Here is a 12994-nt window from a genome sequence, read left to right as displayed (position 1 = left end):
GATGGAACAGCATGACCCTTCGCGTCGCGGTCCAGATGGACCCGCTTCATTCGATCAACATCGCGGGGGATTCCTCCTTCGCCCTGATGCTGTCGGCGCAGGAACGCGGGCATGAACTGTACTACTATGACGTGAAGTCGCTGGCGTGGAAGGCCGGGCGCGTGACGGCTGAAGGCGCGCCGGTGACGGTGCAGCGCGTGGCAGGCGATCACTACAAGCTCGGCGAGGTGCGCAAGCTCGATCTGGGCAGCGACGCCGATGTCGTGCTCATGCGGCAGGACCCGCCGTTCGATCTGGGCTACATCACCGCCACGCACCTGCTGGAACGGCTGGAGGGCGAGACGCTGGTCGTCAACGATCCGCGTTCGGTGCGCAATGCGCCGGAAAAGGTCTATGTGCTCGATTACGCGCGCTTCATGCCGCCTACGCTGATCACCCGGTCGGCGAAGGACGTGCGCGCCTTCCAGCACGAACTCGGTGAAACAGCGGTGGTGGTAAAGCCGCTCCACGGCAATGGCGGCAAGGCGGTGTTCAAGGTGGAAGCCGATGGCGGCAACCTTTCCGCGCTGGCCGAACTGTTCGGGCAGGTCTGGCCGGAACCGTTCATGGTCCAGCCGTTCCTTCCCGAAGTGGCCGAAGGCGACAAGCGCATCGTGCTGGTCGATGGCGAGGTCGCTGGCGCGATCAACCGCAAGCCGGGCGAGGGCGAGTTCCGCTCCAACCTTGCCGTCGGCGGCTATGCCGAACAGACCACGCTGACCGCGCGCGAGCAGGAAATCTGCGAGGCGCTGGGGCCGGAGCTGAAGAAGCGCGGCCTGATCTTCGTGGGCATCGACGTGATCGGTGGCAAGTGGCTGACCGAGATCAACGTGACCAGCCCCACCGGCATCGTCGCCATCGACAAATTCAACGGCAGCGATACGGCGGGCATGATCTGGGACGCGATCGAGCGGCGACTTTGACGCATCGGGAACCGGACCCGTTCCCGCATCGCCGCGTTGTGTGATCGATGAATGACTGGATCGTCCACCTGATCGAAGGCGGCGGCTATTGGGGCATTGCCGCCCTGATGGTCATCGAGAACGTGTTCCCGCCGATCCCGTCCGAAGTCATCATGGGACTGGGCGGGATCGCCGTCGCCAAGGGGCGGATGGAAATCGCGCCGCTGATGCTGTCCGCCACTGCGGGATCGACGCTGGGCAACTATTTCTGGTTCCTGGTCGGACGGGCGTTCGGATACCGGCGTCTGCACCCGCTGGTCACGCGCTTCGGGCGGTGGCTGACGCTGGACTGGCACGATGTGGAACGGCTGGTGGCCTTCTTCGGGCGGCACGGGCAGTGGGTGGTCTTCGTCGTGCGCTTTGCCCCGGTGATGCGCACGATGATCTCGCTGCCGGCGGGCCTCGCCCGGATGGGCCACGCCCGTTTTCTGGCGTTCACCTTCGCCGGCGCGGCAGTGTGGAACGCGCTGCTGGTGGCGGCGGGCTATTATCTCGGCCGCAATTTCGCGGAGGTCGATCGGTACACCGGGCCGCTGGCGACCGGCTGTATGGCGCTGGTGGCTATCGCCTACCTGTGGCGCGTGGTGCGGTGGAAGCCACGCGAGGAGTGAGGTCCTTTACAGAAAGCGATTATATCGCTTGCAATCCATGGAGCGCTGCCCACCCCCAACCCCTCCCGCTTGCGGGAGGGGAGCGAGACTTGCGTCGCCGCAGGCGGCGTCAGTCGCAGCGGGGTGGGCTTTCCCCACTCCGCACTTCCAAACGATTCAGGCGTCCTTCGCCAGCCAGTCTTCCAGCCACTTGATCGTATAATCGCCGCTGAGGAAGTCAGGATCGGTCAGCAGCTTCTGGTGCAACGGGATCGAGGTTTTGACGCCATCGATCACCATTTCCTCCAGCGCGCGCTTCAGGCGCATGATGCAGCCTTCGCGCGTGCGGCCATAGACGATCAGCTTGGCGATCATCGAGTCATAGTACGGCGGGATGCGATAGCCCGCGTAAAGCCCCGAATCGACGCGCACATGCATGCCACCGGCCGCGTGATAGGTCTTCACCAGGCCGGGCGAGGGCGCGAAGGTGAACGGGTCTTCCGCGTTGATGCGGCACTCGATCGCGTGGCCCTTGAACTCAATGTCCTCCTGCGCGACCGAAAGCGGCCGCCCTTCGGCGATGCGGATCTGTTCGCGCACCAGGTCGACGCCGGTGATCGCTTCGGTCACCGGATGTTCCACCTGCAGGCGGGTGTTCATCTCGATGAAATAGAACTCGCCGTTTTCCCACAGGAACTCGATCGTGCCGGCGCCGCGATAGCCCATGTCGGCCATGGCGCGCGCCACCACACCGCCCATGCGCGCGCGTTCCTCGGCCGAGATGACGGGCGAGGGCGCTTCTTCCAGCACCTTCTGGTGGCGGCGCTGAAGCGAGCAGTCACGCTCGCCCAAGTGGATGGCGTTGCCGTTACCGTCGCCGAAGATCTGGAACTCGATATGGCGCGGGTTGCCGAGATACTTCTCGATATAGACGGTGGCATCGCCAAACGCGGCTTTCGCCTCGCTGCCGGCCTGCTGCATCAGCGTTTCAAGCTGGTCGGCGCTGTTGCAGACCTTCATGCCGCGTCCGCCACCGCCCGATGCGGCCTTGATAATCACCGGATAGCCGATGGCGTCCGCGATCTCGCGCGCTTCCTCCACTTCGGAGACGGCGCCATCCGATCCCGGAACCAGCGGCAGGCCCAGCGCGCCGGCGGTGCGCTTGGCTTCCACCTTGTCGCCCATCGTGCGGATGTGTTCGGGCTTGGGGCCGATCCAGGTGATACCGTGGGCTTCCACGATATCGGCGAACTTGGCGTTCTCCGACAAGAAGCCGTACCCCGGATGGATCGCGTCGGCCTGGGTGATCTCCGCCGCCGAAATGATCGCGGCGACGTTCAGATAGCTGTCGCGCGCGGGCGGCGGGCCGATGCATACCGCGTGATCGGCCAGACGCACGTGCATCGCGTCGGCATCGGCGGTGGAATGCACCGCGACCGTTTCAATCCCCATCTCGTGCGCGGCACGGTGGATGCGCAGGGCGATTTCGCCGCGATTGGCGATCAGCAGGCGTTTGATGGCCATGGGCGCTGGCGCCTCAGCCGATCACGACCAGCGGCTGGTCGTATTCGACCGGCTGCGCGTTTTCGACGAGGATCGCCTTCACCGTGCCGGCGGCGGGCGCGGTGATCGCGTTCATCACCTTCATCGCTTCGACGATCAGCAGCGTTTCGCCGGCCTTCACGTTCTGGCCAAGGCTGATGAAGGCGGGCGCGGTGGGTTCGGGCGAGAGATAGACCGTGCCCACCATCGGCGATTTCACGGCGTTGGCGTGGTCCTCAACCGGCTGCGGCGCAGCGGGCGCAGCCGCCGGAGCAGCGGCGGCAACGGGCGCCGGCGCGGCGACGGCAACGGTCTGCGCCGGCGGCGCCGCCGTCAGCGTGCGCGCAACGCGGATCTTGCGTTCGCCATCCTCGACTTCGATTTCGCTGAGCCCGGTTTCGGCAAGCAGCTCCGCCAGCTCACGCACAAGCGTGCTGTCGATTGCCATTCCTTCGGCCCTTTCGCCGCGGTCGTGCCCCATTTTAATCCTCGCGGGTGGTCATACTGGCTGGCCGCCATGCCTTCAGCCGGCGGCGCTGGCAAGGGGGGGGATGGGGTGGGAACGCCCGAGAGGGTGGAAAACAGGGACTCTCGCCGCAATTTCGCGCTTGCGGCAGGCTTTCAGAGCGCGGCGGCGGCGTCCAGCGCCAGAATGTAGCTGCGCGCACCGAACCCGGCGATGGTGCCCTTGGCGGCCATCCCGACGTAACTCTTGTGGCGGAATGCTTCGCGGGTGTGGGGGTTGGACAGGTGGACTTCGATCACCGGCGTCCAGATTCCCTTGATCGCATCGTGCAGCGCGACCGAGGTGTGGGTATAAGCGCCGGCGTTCAGCAGCACGGCCTTTGCCCCCACGGCCTGCGCTTCGTGCAGCCAGTCGACCAGGTGACCTTCGTGATTCGACTGGCGCATGTCGATTTCGAGGCCGAGCTTCTGCGCGTGGTCTTCGAGCATGCCGGCAATGTCGTCCAGCGTCTGCGATCCGTAGATGTCCGGCTCGCGCATGCCGAGCAGATTGAGGTTCGGTCCATTGAGGACGAAGACGGTCTTGTCTGACATGGTGGCGTGTTCCCGGTGCGTGTGGCCGCTGCGCCGTGATAGTGCCGCCGCCGCCATGCGCAAGTGGCCGCGCGAATCCCGGGGAGGAACGCGCGCGGCCGACCTCGTCAGCGGTCGACGCCCTTGGCCTTGCCCCACTGGCGCGCCGCCGTGTAGCCGAGATAGCCAGTGCCGAAGAGCGCGTAGAGCGGCTCGGGGAGGCCGTTGAGATAGGCGGTGATGCCGGCGGCGATGTCACGCGCCGCTTCGGGCCGCGCCGCGGCGATCAGGCCCATCGGCAGCGACCACAGGATCATGACGTACATCACATAGAGAAAGCCGGGTCGGGCACGGCTGGTCCAGGGATCGGTGGAGCCCGCTTCGGCGAGGATGGCGGACATCTGCGTGCGGATCTGCTCGAGTTCCTGCGTGCCTTGCAACCTCAGCAGTTCCAGCTTGGCGCGGTCGCGGGCTTCCTTGTCGGGAATGACGCGATCGATGATCGAGGAGATGGGGGAAATCAGGGCGTCGAGGAGGGGCATGAGAGCGTCCTTGTTGCGGGAGGACGCCGATTTTTAACCGTATCGGTTCGTGTAGGCAACCAAAGTATGATTGCTCCGGCGGGCGCCATGATGTGAGATATTAAAATCGAATCGGGCGATCATTGTGACGACTTAAATCGCTTTGATAAATGAATTCACCCGAACGATACCGGGGCGGCGGCGCATGCGGCGCGGTTGATGAACAAGGCTGGAGAAACAGAATGAGCAGCAATTCCGCAACGGCGGGTAAGTGCCCCGTCATGCATGGAGGTCTCACTAGCACGGTGGCCTCCGTCACGAGCTGGTGGCCTGAAACGCTCAACCTCGACATTCTGCACCAGCACGACAGCAAGACCAATCCGCTGGGCCAGGGCTTCCGCTATCACGAGGCGCTGAAGTCGCTCGATTTCGAGGCGCTCAAGCAGGACATGCGCGCGCTGATGACCGACAGCCAGGACTGGTGGCCGGCGGACTGGGGGCATTACGGCGGCTTGATGATCCGCCTGTCGTGGCATTCGGCCGGCAGCTATCGCACGGCGGACGGGCGCGGCGGTGGCGGCGCCGGCAACCAGCGCTTCGCGCCGCTCAATTCCTGGCCTGACAACGTCAGCCTGGACAAGGCGCGCCGCCTGCTGTGGCCGATCAAGAAGAAGTACGGCAACAAGGTGAGCTGGGCCGACCTGATCGTGCTGGCCGGCACCATCGCCTACGAGACCATGGGGCTGAAGACCTTCGGCTTCGGGTTTGGTCGCGAGGACATCTGGCATCCCGAAAAGGACGTCTATTGGGGCGCCGAGAAGGAATGGCTGGCCCCGTCGGACGAACGCTATGGCGATGTCGCCACGCCTTCGACGATGGAAAACCCTCTGGCGGCGGTGCAGATGGGCCTGATCTACGTCAATCCGGAAGGCGTGAACGGCCAGCCCGATCCCCTGAAGACCGCCGCGCAGATTCGCGAAACGTTCGCCCGTATGGCGATGAATGACGAGGAAACCGTGGCGCTGACGGCGGGCGGGCACACCGTTGGCAAGGCGCATGGTAATGGCGATGCCAGCCGGCTCGGTCCTGAACCCGAGGCCGCTCCGGTGGAGCAGCAGGGCCTTGGCTGGGCCAATCCCGGCGGCAAGGGCATGGGCCGCGATACCATCACCAGCGGCATCGAAGGTGCGTGGTCCACGTACCCCACGCGCTGGGACAACGGCTATTTCCAGATGCTGTTCAACCACGACTGGGAACTGCGCAAGAGCCCGGCCGGCGCCTGGCAGTGGGAACCGGTCAGCATCCGCGAGGAAGATCGTCCGGCCGACGTGGAGGACCCGTCGATCCGCACCAATCCGATGATGACCGACGCCGACATGGCGATGATTAAGGACCCGATCTACCGCGCGATTTCCGAACGGTTCCGCGACGATCAGGCCTATTTCTCCGAGGTATTCGCACGCGCCTGGTTCAAGCTCACGCACCGCGACATGGGGCCGAAGGTGCGCTACCACGGACCCGACGTACCGGCCGAGGACCTGATCTGGCAGGACCCGGTGTCCGCCGGCAGCACCGCCTGGGACATCGCCGCAGCAAAGGCCAGGATCGCGGCGAGCGGACTGTCGATCAGCGATCTCGTCACGACCGCGTGGGACAGCGCGCGGACCTATCGCGGCTCCGACATGCGCGGCGGCGCCAACGGCGCGCGCATCCGACTGGCCCCGCAGAAGGACTGGGAAGGCAACGAGCCGGCGCGGCTGGCCCGCGTGCTGGCGGTGCTGGAACCGATCGCGGCGGATGTTGGCGCCAGCGTGGCGGACATCATCGTGCTGGCCGGCAATGTCGGTGTGGAACAGGCCGCCAAGGCTGCCGGGATCGAGGCGGCCGTGCCGTTCGCACCGGGCCGGGGCGATGCCACCGACGCGCAGACCGACGCTCACAGCTTCGCGCCGCTCGAGCCGATCCACGATGGCTATCGCAACTGGCTGAAGCAGGACTACGCGGTCAGCCCGGCGGAACTGATGCTCGATCGTACGCAGCTGATGGGACTCACCGCGCCGGAAATGACCGTACTGGTCGGCGGCCTGCGCGTGCTCGGGGCCAACCATGGCGGCGCCAAGCACGGCGTGCTGACCGCTCGCGAAGGCGCGCTGACCACCGACTTCTTCGTGAACCTGACCGACATGGCCAACGCCTGGAAGCCGGCCGGCAACGGCCTCTTCGAAATCCGCGACCGCAAGACGGGCGTGGTGAAGTGGACCGCCACGGCGCTGGACCTGACGTTCGGCTCCAACTCGATCCTTCGGGCTTACGCCGAAGTCTATGCGCAGGATGACGCCCACGGGAAGTTCGTGGCCGATTTCATCGCCGCCTGGACAAAGGTAATGAACGCCGACCGCTTCGACCTCGCCTGACGGAGTCGAATAGCCGAAACAAGCGCGCCGCCTGCGGGTTTCCGTGGGCGGCGTGTTTCGTTGTGCGTTGCTGTTGGAAAATTGGTCGGGACGAGAGGATTCGAACCTCCGACCCCCACACCCCCAGTGTGATGCGCTACCAGGCTGCGCTACGTCCCGACCGGAGCGCGCCCTATAGGCAGGTCACTTGCGGATGGCAAGCGGCATGGTGCGCTTTGGGCGGAGACGATTTTTCATCCCCGAAAGTGCCGCCGGAAGGGGTGCCGTTTGCCTTGCGTGGCCCAAGCTGCTAGGCGGCCGGGCCATATTTTTGCGCAATCTATCCGGGCGGGCACACCGCTTTCCGTCCAGGCGGGTTGCAATGCCTTTCCACCGATCCCAAGAACGGTTCCATGATGCTGACATTCCTTTCCGCCGCCGCACCCGCCGCCACCCAGGAGCCGCCGCAGTGGCTTTCTTTTCTGCCGCTGGTCGGCATGGCGTTCATCTTCTGGTTCCTGATCCTGCGGCCGCAGATGCGCCAGCAGAAGGCGCACAAGGAAAAGATCGCCGCGATGAAGAAGGGCGACGTGGTCGTCACCGCCGGTGGTTTGGTTGGCAAGGTCATCAAGCTCGACGATCACTATGCCGAACTGGAACTTGGCCCCAACGTGCGCGTCAAGGCGGTGCGTTCGACGATCGGTGACATCGTGCCGCCCGGCGGCGCCGCGCCGGCCAACGACTGATCCCACCGGCTAGACGAAAAGAAGCTCTTCTCATGCTCGATTTCCCGCGCTGGAAGGTACTGTGGCTCTGGGCGCTGACGATCGTCGGCATGCTTGCCGCCGTGCCTTCGCTGACCGCCACGGCCGGCCTCAACTGGCCGTCCGCCCTGCCGGAGCCGAAGATCAACCTCGGTCTCGACCTGGCCGGTGGCAGCCACATCCTGCTCGAAGCCGATCCCTCGCAGGTGCGCCAGCAGCGCATCGAGGGGATGGAGGAAAGCGTCCGCAACAAGCTGCGCCAGTCCGGTGACATCCGCATCAGCGATATCTCCAACCGCGACGGCGCGCTGACGTTCGTGGTGGCCGACCCGACCAAGGTGGACGCGGTGCGGGAGGCGGTGCTGCCGCTGACCAGCGGCGCGGGGCTGACCGGCCAGCGCGATTGGAAGATCGACGTCGTCGACGGCAACCGCTTCGTGCTGACGCCTTCGCAGGAAGGCATCGACCAGGCGGTGACGCAGGCGATGGATACGGCGGTGGAAGTGGTGCGCAAGCGTATCGACGCGCTCGGCACCAAGGAGCCGACCATCATCCGCCAGGGCGCCAACCGCATCGTGGTGCAGGTGCCGGGGCTGCAGGACCCGCAGGCGCTCAAGAACCTGCTGGGCCAGACCGCAAAGCTCGAATTCAAGCTGGTGGATACCAGCGCGCTGCCTTCGGACGTGGCGCGCGGCATCGCCCCTCCGGGCAGCGAGATCGTACCCTATCAGGACCCCAAGCTGGGCGCGATCGCGGTCAAGCGGCTGGGCGGTATTCGCGGCGATCAGCTGACCAACGCGCAGCAGACCAACAGCCAGCAGACCAACGAACCGGTCGTCAACATCACGTTCAATTCGGACGGCGGCGAAAAGTTCGCCAAGCTGACCACGCAGAACGTCAACAAGCCCTTCGCCATCATCCTGGACGGCAAGGTCCTGTCCGCGCCCAACATCAACGAGCCGATCCTGGGCGGCAGTGCCGTGATCTCTGGCCGGTTCACCACGGAAAGCGCCAACCAGCTCGCCATCGCGCTGCGCTCGGGCGCGCTGCCGGTGGACCTCAAGGTGGTGGAAGAGCGGACCGTGGGGCCGGACCTTGGCGCGGATTCGATCCGCAAGGGCATGATCGCCATGCTCGTTGGCACCGGCGCGCTGATGGCCTTCATCCTCATCACCTACGGCCGTTTCGGGGTTTACGCGAACCTGGCGCTGGTGGTGAACGTGCTGATGATCCTGGGCATCATGGGCATCGTCGGCACCACGCTGACCTTGCCGGGCATCGCCGGCTTCGTGCTGACCATCGGCGCGGCGGTGGACGCCAACGTGCTGATCAACGAACGCATCCGCGAGGAACGCCACCGCGGCCGGCGCGTGGTGCAGGCGGTGGAGATGGGCTACAAGGAAGCGAGCCGCGCGATCTTCGACGCCAATATCACCAACGTCATCGCCGCTGTGCTGATGTTCGCGTTCGGCACCGGCCCGGTGCGCGGCTTCGCCGTGGTGCTGATGATCGGCATCGTCACCTCGGTGTTTACCGCCGTGACGATGACCCGCATGTGGGTGGCGCAGTGGCTTCGCCGCGCGCGGCCGTCCGAACTGAGCCTGTAAGAGGAGACGAAGGACATGAAGCTCCTCAAGCTCATTCCCGACAATACCAACATCCACTTCCTGAAGTGGCGGCTGCCGTTCTACATCGTCAGCCTTCTGCTTATGGCGGGATCGCTGACGCTGGTGGCCACGCGCGGGCTCAACCTCGGCGTTGATTTCGTCGGCGGCCAGATGATCCGCGTGACCTTCGAGCGCAGCGCCGAGGCGCCCGTGGCGCAGCTGCGCGGCGAGGTGGACAAGCTCGGTTATGGCGAGCCGATCATCCAGCGCTACGGCAAGCCCAACGAAATCTCGATCCGGATGAAGCTGCCGGAAGGATCGGATCACGATCCGGCGCTGTCGGACAAGATGGCCCGCACGATCACCGCCGCGATCAAGGCCGCCCATGCTGATGCGCGGATCGACGGCGTCGATTCGGTTTCGGGCAAGGTTTCCAAGGAACTGGGCTGGGATGCGTTCAAGGCGCTCGGCTTTGCCGCGCTGGCCGTGGCGGCCTACATCTGGATACGGTTCGAATGGCAGTTCGGCATCGGCGCGCTGTTCGCGCTGGTACACGACGTGGTGCTGACGCTCGGCATGTTCGCGATCACGCAGATGGAGTTCGACCTCAACATCGTGGCCGCGCTGCTCACGCTGATCGGCTATTCGCTCAACGATACGATCGTGGTCTATGACCGTATCCGCGAGAACATGAAGAAATACCGCAAGATGCCGATGCCGGAGCTGCTCGACCTTTCGGTCAACGAGACGCTGGCGCGCACGATCGTGACCTCGCTGTCGATGCTGATCACGCTGGTTGCGCTGCTGCTGTTCGGACCGGACGTGATCTTCGGTTTCACCGCCGCGATTACGCTGGGCATCTTCGTGGGTACCTACAGCTCGATCTACATGGCGGCGCCGATCCTGATCTGGCTGAAGGTCAACCCCAAGAGCTTCATCCCCACCGAAAGCGCGCTAGAAAAGCAGGAACGCCTGGCGCGCGAGCGGGGGTGAGCGATACCGTCGTCCCAGCGAAAGCTGGGACCTCGGGCCGTTTGAAAGAACGCGTCATCCCAGCGAAGGCTGGGATCTCGGGCGGTTGGGAACGAACCGCTGAAAGGTTTCCCGCAGCGGCCTGAGGTCCCAGCTTTCGCTGGGACGACGGGGGCAGTGTTTGTGCGCGCAGTCAGGCTGTGGTCCATCTCCGGACCACGCCCTCGTAAATCTCCGCCATCGCGGCGGCGTTGCCATCCCAGCTGAAGCGCGCGGCGCAGGCCGCGACGTCTTCCTGTACGGGGGGATCGGCGAGCAGATCGCCGAGCGCGGTGGCGATGGCCACCGGGTCGCGCGCGGCGATGCGGCCGGCGGCGGGGCGGTCCACCACCTCGCGCGCGCCGCCGATGTCGGGGATCACCACAGGCGTGCCGCAGGCGAGCGCCTCGATCCAGGCATTGGCCAGGCCCTCGCGCTCCGACGGCAGGACCATGGCATCCGCCGCGCAAAGCAGCGTGGGCAGGGTTTCGTGATCGACCGCGCCGACCAGCTGGACACGCTCCGCCAGCCCCAGTTCGTTCGCCAGCGCCTTGAGCGCGGCCTCGTCGGCGCCGGTGCCGGCGATGACCAGGCGGACGTCCTCCGGCAGATGGGCCAGCGCGCGGATCGCCAGCGCCTGTCCCTTGATCGGGATCAGCGCACCGACGCAGACGATCAGGCGGCCGACCGACCAGATGCCGAGATCGGGAATGGCGGAAACCAGTTGCCGCGCGGCGGCGCGGGGCAGGGGCGAAAAGCGCGCGTGGTCGAGACCGGTGTAGTGGACGCGCATCTTGCCGGCCGGCAGGCCCAGCGCGGCCATGTCGTTGACGAGAGCCTGCGAGACCGACAGCAGGACCGATGCCCTTTCGGCGGCCGCGCGCATCTGCCGCAGCGCGAAGGGCTTTGTGCCCCAGTAGTGGATGTCGGACCCGCGCGCCTTGATCGCGAACGGCAGGCCCAGCGCCTCGGCCACGCGCATGGCGGCCGGACCATCGGGGTAGAAGAACTGCGCATCGATCATGTCGAACGGCCGCTCGGCGTGGAGGCACCGTACCAGCGGCAGAATGGCGCGCGCCATCAGCACGGGGTTGATGCGGCCGGAAAGGCCGGGGATCAGCGTGAAGCGTGGATGATGCACCGTCACCGCCCCGCCGGTTTCGATCAGCGGCGTTTCGGCAATGTCGGCATAGCGGGCCAGCTTTACGGGCGGCAGGCCGATGGGGTTCACCACCGTCACCTCCCAATCGCTGCGCGCGGCCAGCGCTTCCATCTGCCGCGCGACGAAGCGCCCGAAACCGGGGCGCTGGGGCGAGGGGTAAAGCGTCGAAATCGAGAGCAGGCGGCGTCCGGTCACAGGGTTCACAGTTTCCGGACCAGCATTTCCGCCACGCCGATCCACGCTGGATGGTCGATCACCACTTGCCGCTGCCCGATGCCGGGCGGGAGCAGCGCGATGCGCCCGTCGAGATGGTCGATCATCCGCCCGAAGGCGAAGCGGCCGGCGGGGCGGGGCGCCAGCACGTCGCGGTTGAGCGCGCGCGAATACTCCGCGGGGTCGACTTGCCGCAGCCACACCTGGTCGCCCGCCCGGTATTCGCCCAGGCCCGCATCAACCACCAGCGCCATGAGCCGCGCATCGCCGCCGAACTCGGTGGGCAGCACCGCGTCCATCGGGTGCGTCAGCGCCTCAGGTCCGCCGGCGGTGAGCCGCGCGACGACGTTGGGCGTGGCGGAATGGTCCGGCTTTACCAGAAGCTGCGGATCGACATCGAGCGCGGCGCCGATCCGGTTCATCCACGTCAGCGACAAGCTGCGCATCCCGGTTTCGAGCCGGCCGATGGTTTGCGCCGTCGTCGGCGGAACGCAGCGCGCGGCCACGTCGGCCAGGGTCAGGCCTTTCTGGCGACGGATGTCGCGGATGCGGTTGATCATGGTGGTTCCATTTCTGAGAGGAACGGAAGTTGAAATTGCTTTCCTACAAAGCAGCCCCTGGGGCAAGTGCGGCGGCGTTCCCCAAATGTTCAAAGCGGAGGTGACCCGATGCGCCAGGTCCTGATCGATCGTGAACTGACCAGCGAAGGCCCGCGCCGGGCAGGGCGTGGTTCCGCGGCAGCCGCGCGGCGCAGCGTGAAGGTGAATTGCGCCGAATCGCCACTGACCTGGCTCCATGTACGCGGCCACCTCAGCGACCGGCAGTTCGACGCGGGGGAGCGCCTGCGGACCGATTGGGAGCGCGCGCAACTGGCGCCAGCCGTCACGATGCGTTGGGAACCGGTGCGTTTTGGCGGTGGCGAGCGCAACCTTTCGTCGACCGAGCGGCAGATCGCCGCGAAGGAACGCTTCGATGCGGCGATCGCCGCCGCGGGAACCGGGTTGAGCGATATTCTGTGGCGGGTGGTTTGCGCCGGCGATGCCCTGGCGATGGCGGAGAAGGCGCTGGACTGGCCTGTCCGCAGCGGTAAGCTGGTCTTGCGCATCGCGCTTGACCGTGTAGCGGACTTCTATCGCATCCGATGAACGACAC

The 12994-nt window shown here is 65.8% G+C and carries 13 protein-coding genes and 1 tRNA gene; 7 read left to right on the top strand and 7 right to left on the bottom strand.

Translation table 11 applies throughout. The features are described from left to right. The first annotated feature begins 11 nt into the window (after positions 1–11). Both gshB and FA702_RS03275 read left to right on the top strand, forming a co-directional pair. Positions 12–962, top strand: coding sequence for a glutathione synthase (gene gshB, locus FA702_RS03280; RefSeq protein WP_125955378.1), 951 nt, complete (start codon positions 12–14; stop codon positions 960–962). A gap of 47 nt (positions 963–1009) precedes the next feature. Next, positions 1010–1612, top strand: a complete 603-nt coding sequence (locus tag FA702_RS03275; protein ID WP_136955009.1) for a DedA family protein — start codon at positions 1010–1012, stop codon at positions 1610–1612. Between the two features lie 156 nt (positions 1613–1768). Here the strand turns inward: FA702_RS03275 and accC are convergent, their stop codons facing one another. The 4 genes from accC to FA702_RS03255 all read right to left on the bottom strand — a co-directional run bounded on the left by accC (position 1769) and on the right by FA702_RS03255 (position 4713). Then, positions 1769–3115 (bottom strand): acetyl-CoA carboxylase biotin carboxylase subunit, encoded by a 1347-nt coding sequence (gene accC / locus FA702_RS03270; RefSeq protein ID WP_136955008.1) that lies wholly within the window; start codon positions 3113–3115, stop codon positions 1769–1771. Between the two features lie 13 nt (positions 3116–3128). After that, positions 3129–3581, bottom strand: coding sequence for an acetyl-CoA carboxylase biotin carboxyl carrier protein (gene accB, locus FA702_RS03265; protein ID WP_210417580.1), 453 nt, complete (start codon positions 3579–3581; stop codon positions 3129–3131). A 173-nt stretch (positions 3582–3754) separates the two neighbouring features. Beyond that, entirely contained in the window at positions 3755–4192 is a 438-nt protein-coding gene (gene aroQ / locus FA702_RS03260; RefSeq protein ID WP_136955006.1) for a type II 3-dehydroquinate dehydratase, read from the bottom strand. A 107-nt stretch (positions 4193–4299) separates the two neighbouring features. Continuing rightward, positions 4300–4713: a holin family protein gene (locus tag FA702_RS03255; RefSeq protein WP_136955005.1), complete on the bottom strand. Its 414-nt coding sequence runs from the start codon at positions 4711–4713 to the stop codon at positions 4300–4302. Between the two features lie 221 nt (positions 4714–4934). Here FA702_RS03255 and katG point away from each other — a divergent pair, with 221 nt between their 5' ends. Further along, positions 4935–7106 (top strand): catalase/peroxidase HPI, encoded by a 2172-nt coding sequence (gene katG, locus FA702_RS03250; RefSeq protein WP_136955004.1) that lies wholly within the window; start codon positions 4935–4937, stop codon positions 7104–7106. 82 nt (positions 7107–7188) lie between these two features. Here katG and FA702_RS03245 read toward each other — a convergent pair. Further along, a tRNA-Pro gene (locus FA702_RS03245) sits at positions 7189–7265 on the bottom strand. A gap of 236 nt (positions 7266–7501) precedes the next feature. On the opposite strand from FA702_RS03245, the gene yajC reads away from it, so the two are divergent. Genes yajC through secF form a run of 3 tightly spaced genes read left to right on the top strand, consistent with a single transcriptional unit; the run spans position 7502 to position 10449 of the window. Next, positions 7502–7831 carry a preprotein translocase subunit YajC gene (gene yajC / locus FA702_RS03240; RefSeq protein WP_168196109.1) on the top strand — a complete coding sequence of 110 codons (330 nt, stop codon included), beginning with the start codon at positions 7502–7504 and terminating at the stop codon, positions 7829–7831. 32 nt (positions 7832–7863) lie between these two features. Then, positions 7864–9456 carry a protein translocase subunit SecD gene (gene secD / locus FA702_RS03235; RefSeq protein WP_136955002.1) on the top strand — a complete coding sequence of 531 codons (1593 nt, stop codon included), beginning with the start codon at positions 7864–7866 and terminating at the stop codon, positions 9454–9456. A gap of 15 nt (positions 9457–9471) precedes the next feature. Beyond that, positions 9472–10449, top strand: a complete 978-nt coding sequence (gene secF, locus FA702_RS03230) for a protein translocase subunit SecF (protein ID WP_136955001.1) — start codon at positions 9472–9474, stop codon at positions 10447–10449. A 172-nt stretch (positions 10450–10621) separates the two neighbouring features. On the opposite strand, the gene FA702_RS03225 is transcribed toward secF, so the two are convergent. Continuing rightward, positions 10622–11824 carry a glycosyltransferase gene (locus tag FA702_RS03225; protein ID WP_255504690.1) on the bottom strand — a complete coding sequence of 401 codons (1203 nt, stop codon included), beginning with the start codon at positions 11822–11824 and terminating at the stop codon, positions 10622–10624. Positions 11825–11829: 5 nt separating this feature from the next. Continuing rightward, the gene (locus tag FA702_RS03220) at positions 11830–12402 is read right to left on the bottom strand and encodes a helix-turn-helix domain-containing protein (protein WP_136955000.1); all 573 of its coding nucleotides are present in this window, start codon (positions 12400–12402) and stop codon (positions 11830–11832) included. A 108-nt stretch (positions 12403–12510) separates the two neighbouring features. On the opposite strand from FA702_RS03220, the gene FA702_RS03215 reads away from it, so the two are divergent. Next, a complete protein-coding gene (locus FA702_RS03215) occupies positions 12511–12987 on the top strand; it encodes a DUF6456 domain-containing protein (RefSeq protein WP_136954999.1) in 477 nt (158 codons plus the stop codon). Positions 12988–12994 lie beyond the last annotated feature (7 nt).

It is taken from the genome of Novosphingobium sp. EMRT-2 (assembly GCF_005145025.1).
Classification (GTDB): domain Bacteria; phylum Pseudomonadota; class Alphaproteobacteria; order Sphingomonadales; family Sphingomonadaceae; genus Novosphingobium.
The sequence above is the reverse complement of the archived record's forward strand: the minus strand, read 5'-3'. Positions and strand labels throughout refer to the sequence as shown.